An 18965-nucleotide genomic window follows, 5' to 3' on the forward strand; every position below is an offset into this window, starting at 1 on the left:
TCAAAACACGAGAAAATCAAGAACTCAAACATTTACGTTTACGTTAAGGTTATAAAGGTGTATAATAAATCATGAATTAATGAGCAGGAGGCACTGGCAATGGAATGGATGAAAATTGATCAAGTGGCGAAAAGAAGTGGACTGACGAAACGGACGATTCGTTTCTATGAAGAGATTGGTTTATTATCAGCACCAAAGCGGACAGAGGGCGGTGTCAGGCTGTACTCAGAGGACGACATGGAAGAACTAGAAAAAGTAATGCAGGCAAAAGAGGTACTTGGCTTTTCTTTACAAGAGCTTCAATCGTTTATGGAAATAGGAAAGCAGTTAGAGCTGAATAAAGAAGGCTACTTGCTGTCGCTTGATCCGAAGGAAAGATTAGAGAAGCTGTTAGATATTGAGGCACAGCTGACTGTGCAGCATCAATTGATTACAAAAAAGCTTGAAACGATTCAATCCTTTAAAAAGGATCTTGAAACGATGAAAGAAAGAGCGGCTCATGCGATTGAGCAATTACAAAAATAAACACCTCAGTGTGTTTATTTTATTTTGTCAACATTTGAAGGAAAGGTTCTGATGGAATGAAGGAAGAAGAAGTGTTAAAACAGCGTACAAGTCTGCTTAGGCAGCCGAAGGCCGTCTGGGCTGTTGCCTTTGCATGTGTGATTTCATTTATGGGGATAGGACTTGTGGACCCGATTTTGCCGGCCATTGCATCACAATTAGATGCATCTCCAAGTCAGGTCTCACTTTTATTTACGAGCTACTTACTTGTAACCGGCTTTGTGATGTTTTTTACCGGCTTTCTCTCTAGCCGGATTGGTGCGAAATGGACGTTATTAATCGGACTTATTTTTATTATTGTCTTTTCTGCTTTAGGCGGTACCTCTTCAACGATTAACGAATTAATCGGCTTTAGAGGCGGATGGGGCATTGGGAATGCCTTATTCATTTCAACGGCTCTCTCTGTCATTGTCGGCGTGTCTGTTGGAGGAAGTGCGAAGGCCATTATTTTATACGAGGCTGCACTAGGTCTTGGGATTTCGGTTGGGCCGCTGCTTGGCGGAGAACTTGGGACGATCTCTTGGCGCGGACCATTCTTTGGCGTTGCGGTATTGATGCTTGTTGCTCTTTTAGCTATTACGTTTATGCTTCCACCGATGCAAAAACCCCAGAAAAAGGTGAAATTATTCGAGGCTGTCGGGGCATTAAAATATAAAGGACTTTTAACGATGGCATCTGCCGCTTTCTTATACAATTTTGGTTTCTTTGTGATTTTAGCGTATTCGCCATTTGTGCTTCATCTGGATGAGCATGGTCTTGGTTATGTCTTCTTTGGATGGGGACTATTTTTGGCCGTGACATCCGTCTTTTCAGCGCCGGTCATTCATCGAAAGCTTGGGACATTGACTTCTCTTGTGGTTCTGTTTGCTTCGTTTGCTATGATTTTATTCGGTATTGGGATCTGGACTTCACATGTAGTAGTCGTCATCTGCGGAATTGTCATTGCTGGGGGTATTCTTGGCATGATCAATACTGTGCTCACGACCGCTGTGATGGGATCAGCACCGGTTGAGCGTTCCATTGCTTCATCCTCTTACAGTGCTGTACGGTTTATTGGGGGCGCGATTGCTCCTTGGATTGCCGGCGTACTTGCTGAATCTTATACAGCAAGCACCCCTTACTATGTTGGGGCGGCTGTCGTTCTGTTAGGCATGATCATCTTGCTTATTGGTCGTAAGCATCTTATCAATATTCAAGTAGGTCATTAAATAGAAAAAGCCTTATATCTGCATCAGATATAAGGCTCAGCGTGTAGACAAACCCTCGCATTCTTTGTCAGGACTGCGTTCCGGTGCTCACGAATGTTCAATTCGCTCCACTCCGGTACTCGTCCTTCCTAGACTTCAAAGGTTTTCTATCACGCTGAAAAGAAGACAAAGGGCTAAAATCAAGATCATTTTAGCCCTTTGTCAACAATTTGAAGCCTATAATACTTTTGTCGTCCAAGACTCGCAATTCCAAGTTTCAGTTGCTACATCTTGATAAAATTCAGGTTCGTGAGAGATCAATAAGACGCTCCCTTTGTATTCTTTTAATGCACGTTTTAGTTCTTCTTTGGCATCGACATCCAAGTGATTGGTCGGCTCATCGAGAACAAGTAGGTTGGTTTCTTCATTGATCAGCTTACAAAGACGGACCTTTGCTTTTTCTCCACCGCTTAAAACAGACACGCGGCTTTCAATATGTTTTGTCGTTAATCCGCATTTTGCAAGAGCAGCTCTCACTTCATATTGCGTGTAAGAAGGGAAGGTGCCCCATACTTCTTCAATACAGGTGTTGCTGTTTTGCTCTTTTACTTCTTGCTCAAAGTAGCCAATATGAAGGAATTCTCCGCGTTCCACCTCACCCGAAATTGGCGAGATTTCTCCAAGGAGACTTCGCAGCAATGTCGTTTTTCCGATCCCGTTAGCGCCGTATAGCGCAATTTTTTGCCCGCGTTCCATTTTCAGATTCAATGGACGAGAGAGCGGTTCATCATAACCAATGACCAAATCTTTTGTTTCAAAAATCAATTTCCCGGAAGTCCGTGCCGTCTTAAAGTGGAATTCAGGCTTTGGCTTTTCTGCTGCGAGTTCAATCATATCCATCTTATCCAGTTTCTTCTGACGGGACATGGCCATATTTCTTGTGCTGACACGCGCTTTGTTTCTTGCCACAAAATCCTTTAATTCAGCCACTTCCTGCTGCTGCCTTTTATAAGCTGCTTCAAGCTGCTGCTTTTTGACTTCGTACACTTGTTTAAATTGATCATAATCACCAACATAGCGCGTGAGCTCTTGATTTTCAACATGATAGATCAAGTTAATGACGCTATTTAAAAACGGAATATCATGTGAAATGAGGATAAACGCATTTTCATATTCCTGTAAATAGCGCTTCAGCCACTCAATATGCTGCTCATCTAAATAGTTGGTCGGCTCATCGAGAAGGAGAATTTCTGGCTTCTCTAACAGCAATTTCGCAAGCAATACTTTTGTACGCTGCCCGCCGCTCAGCTCCGTCACATCACGGTCCAGTCCAAGATCGGTTAACCCAAGACCTCTCGCTATTTCTTCAACCTTGGAATCAATGATATAGAAATCATTGTTTGTGAGCGCATCTTGAATGACGCCCACTTCCTCTAACAGCTTTTCCAGCTCATCAGGATCGGCTTCACCCATTTTGCCGTAAATGTCATTCATCGCTGCTTCCATGGAAAATAAATAGTGGAATGCATCCTGAAGCACTTCGCGGATCGTTCTGCCCTTTTCTAGCACAGTGTGCTGATCAAGGTAGCCGACACGGACATTTTTCGCCCATTCCACTTTTCCTGCATCTGGCTCCAGCTTGCCAGTAATAATATTCATAAACGTTGACTTTCCTTCACCGTTGGCGCCAATTAAGCCGACATGCTCGCCTTTTAATAAACGGAAGGAGACTTCGTGAAAAATGGCTCTGTCGCCAAAGCCATGGCTTAAATCTTTAACAGATAATATCATTTTTTACACCTCAAATAGATTCAAAACGGCTAGTGCCTCTCATGATTATATCGAACTGTCCGGCTTGATAAAAGCATCAAAAGAAAAATTGCGTTTCAAAGCTGATTTTGAGATACTAAAGGATAGATTGAATGAGGATAAAGGAGATCGACATGATAGAAAATTGGGCATTTTTAAAAGAAGCAAAGCCATTTATTCAAGAGAACTTCCAAGCGGCTGGCTTCGAAAAACCAACAGCTATACAAGAAAAAACAGCAGAATGGATTACGGAGAAGCGTGATGTGATTGCAGAATCGCCTACAGGAACGGGGAAGACACTGGCGTATGTGCTGCCGCTTTTAAATAAAATCGATGTGGATATCAAGCACCCGCAAGTCTTAATCTTGGCACCTTCAAGAGAGCTTGTGATGCAAATTTTTGATGTCGTGCAAGCGTTCAAACAAGGATCAGACATCAAAGCGGTCTCCTTGATTGGTGGAGCGAACATCAAAAAGCAGCAGGAAAAACTAAAGAAACACCCGAACATCGTTGTCGCAACACCTGGCCGTGTACAAGAATTAATCAAAATCAAGAAACTGAAAATGCACGAAGTCAAAACGATCGTGCTAGATGAAGCAGATCAGCTTCTTGTGCCAGAGCATATGAAAACGATCCAAGCGATCATTAAATCCACATTAAAAGAAAGACAAATCCTTTGTTTTTCTGCGACACTGAAAGACGAAACGGTTCAACTGATTAAAGAAATGACAACTGAACCAGAAGTATTGAAAATTGCCAGAAGTGAGGAAGAAGCGCAGAAAGTAGGACACTATTATCTATTATGTGACCAGCGAGACAAAGTAAAACTTCTGCAAAAACTATCACGGCTTGAGGACATGCATGCGCTCGTCTTTGTGCGTGATATTACGAATCTAAGTATTTATGCAGAGAAATTAGCGTATCACCATGTCGACCTTGGTGTCCTTCATAGTGAAGCGAAAAAAGCAGAGCGTGCTATCATCTTAAAGGAATTTGAACAGCGTGAATTCCCACTTCTTCTTGCAACGGATATCGCAGCAAGAGGCATCGATATTGACGATCTGCCGTACGTGATCCATGCCGACCTGCCAAACGAAGAAGGCTATATCCACCGTTCAGGCAGAACCGGTCGCGCAGGAAAAGAAGGGGCTGTCATCAGTCTTGTCACACCTCAAGAGCATTCTATGCTTAAAAAAATGGCGAAAAAGCTAAATCTTTCGCTTCAGGAAATTGTTTATAAGCAAGGCCAGCTACATCTTGCGCCAAAGCAAGCATAGAAAAAGGACCCATCCACATGGAGGGTCCTTTCTTTTTATGAAATTTTGACTAGCTGTTTTCCGACATTTTCACCTTTGAATAATCCGATGAATGCATCAGGAATGTTGTCAAAGCCTTCAACGATTGTTTCTTTATACGTCAGTTTGTCTTCTTTTACCCATTGTGCGAGATCTCTTGCTGCTTCTTCAAAACGATCTGAATAGTTGGCAACAATGAAGCCTTGCATCAATGCGCTTGTTTTAATGAGTTTTGTTTGCACACGCGGTCCGATGTCCTCGCTTGCGCTAATGTTATAAGACGAAATCGCGCCGCACACTGGAATACGTGCAAAGCGGTTTAAATGATTCATCACAGCATCAGAAATTTCGCCGCCTACATTGTCAAAATACACATCGACGCCGTTAGGGCACGCCTTTGCAATGGCATCATCTAAGTCATTTGTTGTTTTATAATTAATCGTTTCATCAAAGCCCAGTTCTTTTAAATAAGCCAGCTTATCATCAGATCCCGCAATCCCAACGACGTGAGCGCCTTTGATCTTAGCAATTTGCCCAACAACGGAACCAACAGCACCTGCGGCCCCAGAAATGACAACGGTCTCGCCTTCTTTTGGCTGACCAATCGCAAGAAGTCCGAAATAAGCGGTTTGTCCCGGCATGCCCAAAATGCCTAAATAATAGGACAATGGCGCAATAGATGGATCAATTTTAGTGAGAGATTCAGCTTTGGCCGTGGAATATTCTTGCCAGCCAAGGAATCCAAGAACAAAATCACCTTTTTCAAATTGAGGCGATTTAGACTCGACAACTTCTCCGACAACACCGCCCTGAATCACTTCATTTAGCTTGAATGGAGGTGTATAGGATTTTGTATCCTGCATTCGTCCTCTCATATAAGGATCTACAGAAACATATTTTGTTTGAATCAAGACTTCACCATCTTGCGGCACAGGTATATCGACTGTTTCAAAATGAAAAACATCTTTTGTAGGTAATCCTTGTGGACGTTTGGCTAATTGAATTTGCTTTTGTTGACTCATGTCAAATCCTCCCTTTCACTTGCAGCCTAGATTTACATTAACATGTTGCTTCTTTTCATTCAAAACATACGGTCTATTTGAAACACATACAAAAAAGCAGCCGCCATCTCATAGATGAGGACTACTTTTTTGGAAGTCAACAGAGAGGAGCGGTGGCAGACAGCCAAACAGCTGATACACGTCCGCATCACGTTCTTTTAATAAATATTCGTTCGCATTTTGCATAGAGGCTTTCATCATATCGCGCGTCACAAAAGGAAAAAGGATATTCAAGTATGAGGACAACAGGTCTTGTGGATCTTGTTCAATCGACTCGATATCTCCAATATTGATAATGATGGAAAAGAGATAATCAATGGAGATGCGAAAGTGCTGTTCAGCAAACAATGTAAGCGGCTTTGCTTTTGCTTCTTCAGGATTCCACTTTTGAAAAAGCTGTTTCACCAAATCACTGACAACCCAAGCATTAAACTGCTGTTCCGCTGAAAAGTAATACATCAGCTCTACCTCATTTCTAGCCTCCAGTACAAGAATTGTACAATAAAACAGCAGGGATGAACACAATATTTCAGAAAATTTAGTCATTTTTACAGGATTTTGTCAAAAATAAGTCAATAGGCATGGCTAGTACACAATGTAAAATGGATGTGCTCAAGGAAGGTTTAATGATAAAAGTGACGGGTAAAAGATTCGTAAGACGCTAAAGGAGGAATATAAAATGAAACCTGTTGTAAGAGAGTATTCAAATGATGAAACACTTCAAAAAGATGTAGAGCAATTAAAATCACTCGGTGTTGCAAGAGAGGACATTTATGTTCTGTCCCATGACGATGATCGTACAGAGCGTATTGCTGAAAATGCAGATGCCAATACGATAGGTCCAAGAGAAGTTGGACTGAAACATGCTGTTGGAAACATCTTTAGTAAAAAGGGTGATGAGCTCCGAAATAAAATCCATGAAATTGGTTTCTCTAAAGAAGAAGCTGAAACATTTGAAGAACATTTAGACGAAGGGAAAGTCCTTCTCTTTGTGACAGACCATGAAAAAGTGAAAACTTGGGCATAAACGCCAACTAAAAAAAGTCTCTTACTTTCGTAAGGGGCTTTTTTTCATGCCTTCATCTCTGAAGGAGAGGATGCATCTTTTTTACTATATTAAGAAAAAACAGCAGATTGGAATAAACAGTAAATCATCTAATTGAAAATGCAGATATACCAAAGAAAATGATAGGAAATGAGAAAAGAATAGTCAAAATATCACAAAAATCTATTCGGGAAATAATTATTGTATCTTTCAATTTTGTTTCAAAATGTAATGGGAATCTTGTGTAATTTAGTAGATAAATTTCTTAGTTCTATTGGTTTATGTTGTGTTTTCATGTAGAAATAAGTGTTTTGAGGTCAAAAAACCACGAAAAATACCTGTATTTTCAATTAGAAAATTCATTTTAATTTTTAGGAAATAATTTGTTGACAAAATAATCTAAAAACAATATATTTGGCTTATTCCAGTTGTTATGGAAGTAGTTGTTAAATTTCTGATGGGTTTATTCTAGGCACACTCTAGTGATAGGTGGTGGCATAAAACCAAGGTAAAAGCACTCGTGAAATTTCTACTAAAACATAAGAAAATGGTTTTTTACATGAAGAAGAAATGATAGTCGATTTAAACAGTAGATGATCTTTCTACTATGATCACTTTGCAAGAGATATTCAAAAGACGTCGTATTCCTGTACAGAAGAGAAAGCGTTTTCAATAAAGGCAGTGAGTTGATCGAACGGTGAAGGAGGTGAACTCATATGAAAAAAAGAGATAACAAGCTGATGCGATGTAGCTGTCAAATGCCTGCATATGAGGATGCATGCTGAAAAAGAAGAGTGAACATGTGGGATGCTTCTCTCCTTTTTCAGAAAATAGATTTCCTAAAAAATCCATCTTTCATTTTAACATAAGGTGTTTTGCTTGAAAATGACCTTTGCCCGAAAAATCAATTTTAATAGAAGGAGGTCCTGTGATGAAAAAAGCTTTGTACCATGAAGACAGTGGATTGTATCTAGAAAAAATGCGTATGGCATTTCAAGAACATTATGAGAAAAGAACAGATATGTGGTCTACTGATCCATCCTTAACAGATGCAGCTGTGATGTCATTAAAGGCATGGCGTTCAAGGGAAAAGAATGCACTTGCTGCTGTGCTCGATATCGGATGCGGGAACGGCCGGGCGCTGGAACATTTAAGCGGACTTTCCGCATATGTCGGCATCGACCTGTATGAGCATGAGGAGTGGGAAGGATTACAGAAAAGAGAAACGGTTCCTGTCCATTTTGTTCATCAAGATTTTATGTCCTGGTCGATGGGCCAGGGTCGAGGGATGCAGTTTGATTTAATTTTAGATCATGGCTGCTTTCATCACCAGCACCCTGATGATCATGAGCGTTATTTAAAACAGGTTTCCTCTTTGCTTCATGAAGGCGGCGTCTTCTCACTTGTTGTATGGGGAGAAGAGTGGAGAACAGGATTAATCGGAGAGGATGGCCGTTTCCACTTTTCGTTTTCAGACTCTCAGCTTGGAGAAAGAATTTGTTCATCAGGTCTGGAGCTTGTATCGATTACACCATTAAAAGCAAAAGCCGGCATTAGCCAGCATCATGTCATTGCCGTCAAAATCTAGTACAAAGGTGAACACTCAAACGTAGCAGAGGTGTTCATTCTAAGAAACAGTATGTGCGCATCATGTAAGGGAAAGGCGTTATGAACCAAGAATTCTGCTCCTTTGTACTGGAAAAGACCTAGATTGACATATCGCTAGAATAGGTGGAATTAAGGTCTGAACGATGAGAGGAAACGCACATCTATGTTCTTTTAAGCCATGAGTGCAGACACATATTCATCACCATCACTGCGCTACCTGAGTCGATTTGGGTGCAGCGATGAATAGGGGGGAGACAAATGAACAAGTTTGTAGATGAATTACAATCAATGATTCATCATTTTACCTTTCAAGAAAAAAACTATTTGCTCGTGGGGCCAGTGAACCTTCCGATTTCCATTCAACATGAAGAAGTGCCATTTAAATGGTATGCCTTCGCACCTGTTGAAGGGGAGACAAAACCAACGATCGAATCTATTGTCAAAATGAGTACCGCGCAGCAAACCTTTTCCTCTTGTCTCTTATTTGGCGACTTTGAAAATGAAATGCCGCCGCTTGTGCGAATTCATAGTGTCTGCCAAACAGGGGATGTGTTTGGGTCACTGAAATGTGACTGCGGTCCACAGCTTGCGTTATCGCTGAAAAAAATCACTGATTACGGAAAAGGCATGCTCGTCTATATGGCCAATCAAGAAGGGCGGTCAATTGGGCTGATGGCGAAAGCATTGACGTATAAATTACAGGAAATGCAGCTGGATACATTTGAAGCCAACCGTCTGATTGGCTGCGGAGATGATGACCGGCATTACGAGGAGGCAGCGGCTGTTCTGCACTATTTAAACAAAGGGAAACCAATGCATCTCCTAACGAACAATCCAGATAAAGTCGATTCCATTGCTGCTTATGGTCTTCCTGTTTTACGGTTTGATCATACGGTCGAAGCCTCTCTCTATAATGAAGCCTATTTAAAAGCAAAAGCAGCCTCAGGACATATGGTCGATGAGAAAAAATTAATTAATCAGTAGATGAGTTTACTTTAAAGAAGGCGGGAGAAAAGCGTGAAACCTGAAATCAATTGGATGCAAATCCCAAGCGGCTATGCAACAATCGGAAGTAATGAAGAAGATATGAAAAAGGCATCAGAATTCTGGAAGGACAAGCTTCTCAATCCAACTTACGGCCGTGAGAAAAAATTTCAAAAATGGCTGTATAAAGAATTTCCATCCTATCAGTCGTATATCAATGAATTTTTCATTTCAGATACGGTCGTCACCAATGAATGGTATCAAAGCTATTGTGATGAAACAGGCCAGTCGTACCCGGAGAGCTTAACAAATCAAGAACTAGGCGGCGGGAAAGATCATCCGGCGTGGGGCATGGAGATCGAGGAAGCCTTCTCATTCTGTCAGTGGCTGAGCGGGAAACTCGGGATAGACGTGTCGATTCCTACTGAAGAAGAATGGGAATATGCTGCCCGGGGTAACACGAGAAATCAATACCCATGGGGAGACGAGTTCGACCCTTCTTACTGTAATACGTACGAATCAAATATCGAAAAAACGACGCCTGTTCGCCATTACGAAAAGGGCAGATCCTTATTCGGTCTTTATGATATGGGAGGCAACGTCGAGGAATGGGTCAACACCAAATATCATGTGTACGAAGGCGGCATTGAGGTCGTAGATGATTTAACGGAAACGCTTGGCAGTGATTACTACATTTTAAAAGGCGGCTCCTTTGCAAGAGGCGGAGATTTATGCAGAGTTGCCAGAAGACACGGGAAGCATCCAGACCCTGTTTTTCGATTTACTGGCTTTCGTGTAATGACTCGTCAAAAACAACACATAAAGGTGGGAGTGTAAAACTATGCATAGAGGACCAATTACATCTGTTTTATCAACTCAGCAGGACCAAATTGTTTACACTGGCGGCTATGACCGCTGTATTTATCAGTGGAACCGGGCGACAGGAGAAGGAACGTTTATTGGAAGTCACGAGCATATCATTAACTCTTTATCTCTTTCTGAAAACGGAAAGTACTTAGCCAGTGCTTCGTCAGACTACACCATTCAATTGTATGATACAGGCACACATACTCGAATTCGCACCTTGTTTGGTCATGCGGATGATGTAGAAGCCGTTGCTTTTGCGAAGCAGGATACGTTGCTTGTATCGGTGTCCAGAGATAGAAGATGCTTAGTCTGGGATATCGAAACAGGAGCCATCCTAAGAGAGTTTCATGGACATAGCAAGGATGTATTGGCTGTATGGATACACGGCGATAAAGCTTATACAACAGGTGATGATGGCTACGTTCTTGTATGGCTGTATGATACAGGAGAAATTGTAGGGGAAATCGGTCCGTTTGATTATGAGCTGGACACAATCAGCGGCAGCAATCAAAAAGAAGTGTTCGCACTTGGCAGAGACGATGGCACCGTTATTATTTATGATGCGGTGACGTTACAGGAGAAAAAAATCATCAAAGCTCATTTACAGGGCGTCAAGCGTGTGAACTTTTCTCCAAGCGGCAATTACTTACTAACAGCAGGCTATGACCATTTAATTAAGCTGTGGAATTATGAAACAGGGGATTTAGTCGATACGCTGTTGCCTCATAAATATCAGTGGGAGCGCTCGCTTGTCTGGACGGAGGATGAGAAAGCCATCCTAGGAGCCAGCTTTGGAAAAACGTATTGTGAATGGTCTATTGAACAGGGGAAAGTTGTATCAGATGAGATCGAAATGGCGACACCATCAATTAATGATATTGCGCTAACTGATGCGGGAGATATCATCACAGCATCAGATGACGGAAAATTCAGAAAGAATGGGATTGAAATTGCTAAATCGACAGGCGTCTTAACAAATGGAGTGGCTGTCGCACGAGATGGAAGCTATTATGCGTGGGGAGATCATGCAAGTCAGGTGCATATTGTTCATGAATCATTAAAGCAAATGGTTTCGTTTGATCTCAATACAGGGCCGGTCAACAGTGTGTATTTCCACGAGGAGGGCCGGCAATTCTATATTGGAACTTACGGCGGTTATGTACATGTCATTTCGACAGAGCATTTAAAGGAAATGGGCCGTTCCAAAGCACACGATTGTGCTGTGAAAGCATTAAAAGTAGAAGGAGATCATATTATCACAGCTGCGGTAGAAGGAACCATCTGTCTTTTAGATAAGAAGAGCTTGTCTTTAAAAGCGAAATATATCGGGGCGACAGAGCTGTTAAATGACGTGTTCATTGATAGCAAAAGAGACCGTATTGCCATTGTCAGCCGTGACAAGAATGTGAGATTGTTTGATTTGCATACAGGAAGAATTTTAGACCAGCATAATGAACACCAGTATTCGATTAAATCGGTCTCTGTCACAGACTCTGGCTATATTGTGAGCGGAGATTATTGGGGCTATATCGTTGTGTGGAATCCAGAGCTTGGGGTCAATACCGGCCCAATTAGAATTGCCAAGAATGGAATTAGTGCCATCAGACAATTAGGCAATGATGTATACGCAAGCTCGTATGATGGTGGGATTTATCATATTCGAGAAGATGGCACGTATACCGAAGTACTGCGCTTATTTGAACAATTTCCAAAAGAAGTAATCTCTCATTAAGAAAAAGAATGTAAGCGGGGGATTCTCATGATAAGTGTTTGCAAGGAACATATGAAAAAAGGCCTGACTGTACTCAATTGTCCGCATGTGCTCCTCATTAATAAATATGAATGTCGCAAATGCTGTTTTTGTAAACAACGAGCATCATATAAACTTTTTTATTCCTTGCCTTACTATGATCGATCTGAAAAGAAACGGATGGAAAAAATATGAGAATAGAACTCCTTCATTTCCTGAAGGAGTTCTTTCCCTTGAAAGAGAAGAAAGGAGACTCACATGAAAGACGATGTGTTTTATATGAAACTGGCGATTGCCAACGCAAAGGCAATGAAAGGGCAAACCTCCCCAAACCCGCTTGTCGGTGCAGTCATTGTACAGCAAGGTGAAATTGTTGGAATGGGTGCTCATATGAAGGCGGGCGAACCTCATGCTGAAATTCATGCACTGCACATGGCAGGAGAAAAGGCAGAAGGAGCTCATCTGTATGTAACGCTTGAACCTTGTTCGCATCATGGGAAAACGGGTCCTTGCACAGAAGCGATTATCAAAAGTGGTGTGAAACGAGTAGTCATTGCGACGCAAGATCCGAATCCGCTTGTAGCAGGCAAGGGAATGACCATGTTGAAACAAGCTGGGATCGAAGTAGATGAAGGAATATGTAAACAGGAGGCGGACCGCTTAAATGTGCCTTTTTTTCATTTCATTCAATCAGACCTTCCCTACGTCATCTTAAAATCCGCCATTTCATTAGATGGGAAAATTGCCACAACTCATCTTGAAAGCAAATGGATCACAGGAACAGAAGCGAGAAAAGAAGTGCAGCAATTGCGTCAAGAAGCAGATGCTGTGATAACAGGTGTCGAAACGATTATTCAAGATGATGCGGGTTTAATTGTGAAGGATTCATTCATCACTCAGCCCATTCGTGTCATTTTAGATTCAACATTAAGGATTCCGCTTCAGGCGAAATGTTTAACAGATCGTAGGGCGGAAACCATTATTTGCACCTCGCACATGTATGATCAGAAAAAATATGAACAGCTTGTAGAAAAAGGACATCAAGTCTATGTCACAAGCGGAGAGCAGCGAACAGATATTCACGACGTGTTACGAATGCTGAAGGAACGTTCTGTCATGTCAGTTCTTGTTGAAGCAGGAGGGAATGTGAGTGCTTCCTTTTTAGAAGAATCACTCGTCAATGAAGCCGTCATTTATACGGCACCTTTATTAATCGGTGGAAAACAGGCACCTACTTTTTTTGAAGGAGATGGGGTGAAAAAACTAAAAGAGGCGATCCGTCCAGCAGATGTTGAATATAGTATGGTAGGAAAAGATGTCAAAATCACAATGAAATTTCAATAAATAGAAGGCCTTGTGCATCGAGCGCAAGGTCTTTTTAATATTTTTTAATAAAAATAAAAGTGTACATACACTTTTCCATGGAACGATGAATACGATGGATGGGGGTGATTCTATGAGAAGATGTAGACAATGCGGAAAGACATATCCAACTCATTCGACAGACCACTACCAAAAAGGAAGCTGGTATGATGCGTTTCAGGATGACTGGGAATGTGATAGTTGTAAGAAGGAAAGACCAGGGAAGCCAGGGAAACCAGTGAAAAATCCTTGCTGCGGAAAAGATCCTTGTGTTTGTGTGATTCAAGGTCCGCCAGGTGGGAGAGGAAGAAGAGGCCCAGCAGGTCCGGCGGGTGCAGTAGGCCCAGAGGGTCCAGCAGGCCCGGCAGGTCCAATCGGTCCAACAGGCGTAGGGTTAACGGGGATTGTAGCATTTGATCGAGCGGTAGCCCCGGCGTATCCAGTAGGTCAAGTGGTGACATATGATGGCAGTACGTATGTGGTGAATTCAGCGCCGCCAACAGGTACGCCAGGTACGTCACCAGATTATACATTGTTAGCAGCTGCTGGTGAAACTGGAGCAACAGGTATTACGGGAGCTACGGGTCTAGGTTTAACCGGTGTTGTTCCATTCGATCCAGCAGTGGCTCCAACGTATCCAGTAGGCCAAGTGGTGACGTATCCAACAGGTCAAATGGTGACGTATGAAAGAGGAACCTCTCTCGTCAATACGGGACTGCCAACAGCAACGTATCTTGTCAACACGGCACCGCCAACGGGCACACCAGATACGTCACCGGATTACACATTATTAGCGACCGCAGGAACGACGGGTGCAACAGGAGAAATGGGTTCCACCGGCCTTACCGGAGCGACGGGGGTCACGGGTGCAACAGGAGAAATGGGGTCCACTGGCGTTACAGGAGCGACAGGAGTCGGCTTAAACGGAGTCGCAGTGTTTGATCCAGCGGTAGCCCCAACGTATCCAGTAGGCCAAGTGGTGACATATGAAGGAGGAACGTATCTCGTCAACACGGCACCGCCAACGGGCACACCAGATACGTCACCGGATTACACATTATTAGCGACCGCAGGAACGACGGGTGCAACAGGAGAAATGGGTTCCACCGGCCTTACCGGAGCGACGGGGGTCACGGGTGCAACAGGAGAAATGGGGTCCACTGGCGTTACAGGAGCGACAGGAGTCGGCTTAAACGGAGTCGCAGTGTTTGATCCAGCGGTAGCCCCTACGTATCCAGTAGGCCAAGTGGTGACATATGAAGGAGGAACGTATCTCGTCAACATGGCACCGCCAACAAGCACACCGGATACGTCACCAGATTATACGTTATTAGCGGCCGCAGGAGCGGCCGGCGTTACGGGAGCCACTGGAACGGGTACAACAGGGGCAACGGGAGAAACTGGCGCAACTGGTGCAAGTGGCGTCACCGGAGCAACGGGAGAAATCGGTTCAACAGGAGAAACTGGCACGACCGGAGCAACAGGAGCAACAGGAGAAACTGGTGCGACCGGAGCAACAGGGGCAACAGGAGAAACTGGCACGACCGGAGCAACAGGGGCAACAGGAGAAACTGGCACGACCGGAGCAACAGGGGCAACAGGAGAAACTGGTGCGACCGGAGCAACAGGGGCAACAGGAGAAACTGGCACGACCGGAGCAACAGGGGCAACAGGAGAAACTGGTGCGACCGGAGCAACAGGGGCAACAGGAGAAACTGGTGCGACCGGAGCAACAGGGGCAACAGGAGAAACTGGCACGACCGGAGCAACAGGGGCAACAGGAGAAACTGGTGCGACCGGAGCAACAGGGGTAACAGGAGAAACTGGCACGACCGGAGCAACAGGAGCAACAGGAGAAACTGGTGCGACCGGAGCAACAGGGGCAACAGGAGAAACTGGCACGACCGGAGCAACAGGGGCAACAGGAGAAACTGGCACGACCGGAGCAACAGGGGCAACAGGAGAAACTGGTGCGACCGGAGCAACAGGGGTAACAGGAGAAACTGGCACGACCGGAGCAACAGGAGCAACAGGAGAAACTGGTGCGACCGGAGCAACAGGGGCAACAGGAGAAACTGGCACGACCGGAGCAACAGGGGCAACAGGAGAAACTGGCACGACCGGAGCAACAGGGGCAACAGGAGAAACTGGCACGACCGGAGCAACAGGAGAAACTGGCACGACCGGAGCAACAGGGGCAACAGGAGAAACTGGTGCGACCGGAGCAACAGGGGCAACAGGAGAAACTGGCACGACCGGAGCAACAGGGGCAACAGGAGAAACTGGCACGACCGGAGCAACAGGGGCAACAGGAGAAACTGGCACGACCGGAGCAACAGGGGCAACAGGAGAAACTGGTGCGACCGGAGCAACAGGGGCAACAGGAGAAACTGGCACGACCGGAGCAACAGGGGCAACAGGAGAAACTGGCACGACCGGAGCAACAGGGGCAACAGGAGAAACTGGCACAATCGGTGCAACTGGCGTCACCGGAGCAACGGGAGTAGGCTTAGACGGAGTCACAGAGTTTGATCCAGCGGTAGCCCCAACGTATCCAGTAGGCCAAGTGGTGACATATGAAGGAGGAACGTATCTCGTCAATACGGCACCGCCAACAGGCACACCGGAAACGTCACCAGATTATACGTTATTAGCAGCTGCAGGAGCGACCGGCGTTACTGGAGCAACGGGTGTGACAGGAGCAACGGGTTCCACCGGCGTCACCGGAGCAACGGGAGAAATCGGTTCAACAGGAGAAACTGGTGCGACCGGAGCAACAGGAGAAACTGGCACAATCGGTGCAACTGGCGTCACCGGAGCAACGGGAGTAGGCTTAGACGGAGTCACAGAGTTTGATCCAGCGGTAGCCCCAACGTATCCAGTAGGCCAAGTGGTGACATATGAAGGAGGAACGTATCTCGTCAATACGGCACCGCCAACAGGCACACCGGATACGTCACCAGATTATACGTTATTAGCGACCGCAGGAGCGACCGGCGTTACTGGAGCAACGGGTGTGACAGGAGCAACGGGTTCCACCGGCGTCACCGGAGCAACGGGAGTAGGCTTAGACGGAGTCACAGAGTTTGATCCAGCGGTAGCCCCAACGTATCCAGTAGGGCAAGTGGTGACATATGAAGGAGGAACGTATCTTGTCAATACGGCACCGCCAACAGGCACACCGGATACGTCACCAGATTATACATTATTAGCACCGCAGGAGCGACCGGCGTTACTGGAGCAACGGGTGTGACAGGAGCAACGGGTTCCACCGGCGTCACCGGAGCAACGGGAGTAGGCTTAGACGGAGTCACAGAGTTTGATCCAGCGGTAGCCCCAACGTATCCAGTAGGGCAAGTGGTGACATATGAAGGAGGAACGTATCTTGTCAATACGGCACCGCCAACAGGCACACCGGATACGTCACCAGATTATACATTATTAGCGGTAGCAGGAGCGACCGGCGTTACTGGAGCAACGGGTGTGACAGGAGCAACGGGTTCCACCGGCGTCACCGGAGCAACGGGAGTAGGCTTAGACGGAGTCACAGAGTTTGATCCAGCGGTAGCCCCAACGTATCCAGTAGGCCAAGTGGTGACATATGAAGGAGGAACGTATCTCGTCAATACGGCACCGCCAACAGGCACACCGGAAACGTCACCAGATTATACGTTATTAGCGACCGCAGGAGCGACCGGCGTTACTGGAGCAACGGGTTCCACCGGCGTCACCGGAGCAACGGGAGTAGGCTTAGACGGAGTCACAGAGTTTGATCCAGCGGTAGCCCCAACGTATCCAGTAGGGCAAGTGGTGACATATGAAGGAGGAACGTATCTTGTCAATACGGCACCGCCAACAGGCACACCGGAAACGTCACCAGATTATACGTTATTACAGGAGCGACCGGCGTTACTGGAGCAACGGGTTCCACCGGCGTCACCGGAGCAACGGGAGTAGGCTTAGACGGAGTCACAGAGTTTGATCCAGCGGTAGCCCCAACGTATCCAGTAGGGCAAGTGGTGACATATGAAGGAGGAACGTATCTTGTCAATACGGCACCGCCAACAGGCACACCGGATACGTCACCAGATTATACGTTATTAGCGCCGCAGCAGGACCGGCGTTACTGGAGCAACGGGTGTGACAGGAGTAACCGGCGCCACAGGTTTAACAGGTACAACTGGCGTCACCGGAGCAACGGGTGTGACAGGAGCAACGGGTTCCACCGGCGTCACCGGAGCAACGGGAGTAGGCTTAGACGGAGTCACAGAGTTTGATCCAGCGGTAGCCCCAACGTATCCAGTAGGGCAAGTGGTGACATATGAAGGAGGAACGTATCTTGTCAATACGGCACCGCCAACAGGCACACCGGATACGTCACCAGATTATACGTTATTAGCGACCGCAGGAGCGACCGGCGTTACTGGAGCAACGGGTGTGACAGGAGTAACCGGCGCCACAGGTTTAACAGGTACAACTGGCGTCACCGGAGCAACGGGAGCGACAGGAGTAACCGGCGCCACAGGTTTAACAGGTACAACTGGCGTCACCGGAGCAACGGGAGCGACGGGAGTAACCGGCGCCACAGGTTTAACAGGTACAACTGGCGTCACCGGAGCAACGGGAGCGACGGGAGTAACCGGCGCCACAGGTTTAACAGGTACAACTGGCGTCACCGGAGCAACGGGAGCGACGGGAGTAACCGGCGCCACAGGTTTAACAGGTACAACTGGCGTCACCGGAGCAACGGGAGCGACGGGAGTAACCGGCGCCACAGGTTTAACAGGTACAACTGGCGTCACAGGTGCGACAGGATCGAGTGCGATCATTCCGTTTGCTTCAGGTGCACCAGCTGTCTTGACGACAGTTGCAGGCGGTCTTGTTGGAACATCCAGCTTGGTCGGATTTGGTAACTCAGCGACAGGTGTTAGTATTTTAGGCGGTGTTATTGATTTAACAGGTGCTGCAGGCACTTTACTCAACATGGCGTTCTCAGTTCCGAGAGCTGGAACGATCACGTCATTTGCCGGCTATTTCAGTACAACAGCAGCTCTTTCTTTAGTCGGCACGAGTATTACCGTAACAGCTAGTCTATTCGCTTCTCCGACACCAAATAACAGTTTCACACAAGTAGCGAGTGTCACATTAGCCCCAGCTTTAACCGGAGTTTTAACACTGGGTGCTATTGCAAACGGTATTGCGACTGGTCTTAATGTACCAGTCACACCGCAAACAAGACTGCTCGTTGTCTACTCTGCAACAGCTACAGGTCTATCATTAGTGAATACCGTAGCAGGCTATGCGAGTGCTGGTTTATCAATCACGTAATAAACACATTGGGATGACTCAATCATGAGTCGTTCTTTTTTGTTTTGAATGAATTTTCTCTTACCTTAGTGAGAAAAAATGATATGATTTTCTTAGAGTCTATTC

General features: G+C 45.5%; 13 protein-coding genes and 1 pseudogene. 11 read left to right on the forward strand and 3 right to left on the reverse strand.

The annotated features are described in order from the left end of the window. Positions 1-99 precede the first annotated feature (99 nt). Both MHI11_RS03730 and MHI11_RS03735 read left to right on the forward strand, forming a co-directional pair. A complete protein-coding gene (locus tag MHI11_RS03730; protein ID WP_044141247.1) occupies positions 100-525 on the forward strand; it encodes a MerR family transcriptional regulator in 426 nt (141 codons plus the stop codon). Positions 526-581: 56 nt separating this feature from the next. After that, positions 582-1772, forward strand: coding sequence for an MFS transporter (locus tag MHI11_RS03735; protein ID WP_340960492.1), 1191 nt, complete (start codon positions 582-584; stop codon positions 1770-1772). A 216-nt stretch (positions 1773-1988) separates the two neighbouring features. Here MHI11_RS03735 and MHI11_RS03740 read toward each other — a convergent pair whose 3' ends face one another. Next, the gene (locus MHI11_RS03740; protein WP_044141251.1) at positions 1989-3542 is read right to left on the reverse strand and encodes an ABC-F family ATP-binding cassette domain-containing protein; all 1554 of its coding nucleotides are present in this window, start codon (positions 3540-3542) and stop codon (positions 1989-1991) included. Between the two features lie 152 nt (positions 3543-3694). Here MHI11_RS03740 and MHI11_RS03745 point away from each other — a divergent pair, with 152 nt between their 5' ends. After that, entirely contained in the window at positions 3695-4837 is a 1143-nt protein-coding gene (locus MHI11_RS03745; RefSeq protein ID WP_065098097.1) for a DEAD/DEAH box helicase, read from the forward strand. 35 nt (positions 4838-4872) lie between these two features. Here MHI11_RS03745 and MHI11_RS03750 read toward each other — a convergent pair whose 3' ends face one another. After that, positions 4873-5877, reverse strand: coding sequence for an NADP-dependent oxidoreductase (locus MHI11_RS03750; protein ID WP_044141253.1), 1005 nt, complete (start codon positions 5875-5877; stop codon positions 4873-4875). Positions 5878-5985: 108 nt separating this feature from the next. Then, positions 5986-6375 carry a YfmB family protein gene (locus MHI11_RS03755; RefSeq protein ID WP_003214189.1) on the reverse strand — a complete coding sequence of 130 codons (390 nt, stop codon included), beginning with the start codon at positions 6373-6375 and terminating at the stop codon, positions 5986-5988. Between the two features lie 220 nt (positions 6376-6595). Here MHI11_RS03755 and MHI11_RS03760 point away from each other — a divergent pair, with 220 nt between their 5' ends. The 8 genes and pseudogenes from MHI11_RS03760 (at position 6596) to MHI11_RS03795 (ending at position 18860) form a co-directional block, all read left to right on the forward strand. Beyond that, positions 6596-6943: a general stress protein gene (locus MHI11_RS03760; protein ID WP_340909382.1), complete on the forward strand. Its 348-nt coding sequence runs from the start codon at positions 6596-6598 to the stop codon at positions 6941-6943. A 949-nt stretch (positions 6944-7892) separates the two neighbouring features. Beyond that, positions 7893-8549: a class I SAM-dependent methyltransferase gene (locus MHI11_RS03765; RefSeq protein WP_113768261.1), complete on the forward strand. Its 657-nt coding sequence runs from the start codon at positions 7893-7895 to the stop codon at positions 8547-8549. A gap of 278 nt (positions 8550-8827) precedes the next feature. Beyond that, positions 8828-9553 carry a GTP cyclohydrolase II gene (locus MHI11_RS03770; RefSeq protein ID WP_012009236.1) on the forward strand — a complete coding sequence of 242 codons (726 nt, stop codon included), beginning with the start codon at positions 8828-8830 and terminating at the stop codon, positions 9551-9553. Positions 9554-9586: 33 nt separating this feature from the next. Continuing rightward, positions 9587-10390: a formylglycine-generating enzyme family protein gene (locus MHI11_RS03775; RefSeq protein WP_340909389.1), complete on the forward strand. Its 804-nt coding sequence runs from the start codon at positions 9587-9589 to the stop codon at positions 10388-10390. A 4-nt stretch (positions 10391-10394) separates the two neighbouring features. After that, positions 10395-12152 carry a WD40 repeat domain-containing protein gene (locus MHI11_RS03780; protein ID WP_268508600.1) on the forward strand — a complete coding sequence of 586 codons (1758 nt, stop codon included), beginning with the start codon at positions 10395-10397 and terminating at the stop codon, positions 12150-12152. 276 nt (positions 12153-12428) lie between these two features. After that, positions 12429-13514 (forward strand): bifunctional diaminohydroxyphosphoribosylaminopyrimidine deaminase/5-amino-6-(5-phosphoribosylamino)uracil reductase RibD, encoded by a 1086-nt coding sequence (gene ribD / locus MHI11_RS03785; RefSeq protein WP_217012825.1) that lies wholly within the window; start codon positions 12429-12431, stop codon positions 13512-13514. Positions 13515-13626: 112 nt separating this feature from the next. After that, positions 13627-16785, forward strand: coding sequence for a hypothetical protein (locus MHI11_RS03790; RefSeq protein WP_340960493.1), 3159 nt, complete (start codon positions 13627-13629; stop codon positions 16783-16785). After that, positions 16782-18860, forward strand: a pseudogene (locus MHI11_RS03795) (exosporium glycoprotein BclB-related protein). The gene MHI11_RS03790 and the pseudogene MHI11_RS03795 overlap by 4 nt, the downstream one beginning before the upstream one ends. Positions 18861-18965: the final 105 nt, after the last annotated feature.

Origin of the sequence: Bacillus sp. FSL K6-3312 (assembly GCF_038007485.1) — a bacterium.
Taxonomy (GTDB): Bacteria; Bacillota; Bacilli; order Bacillales; family Bacillaceae; genus Bacillus; species Bacillus pumilus.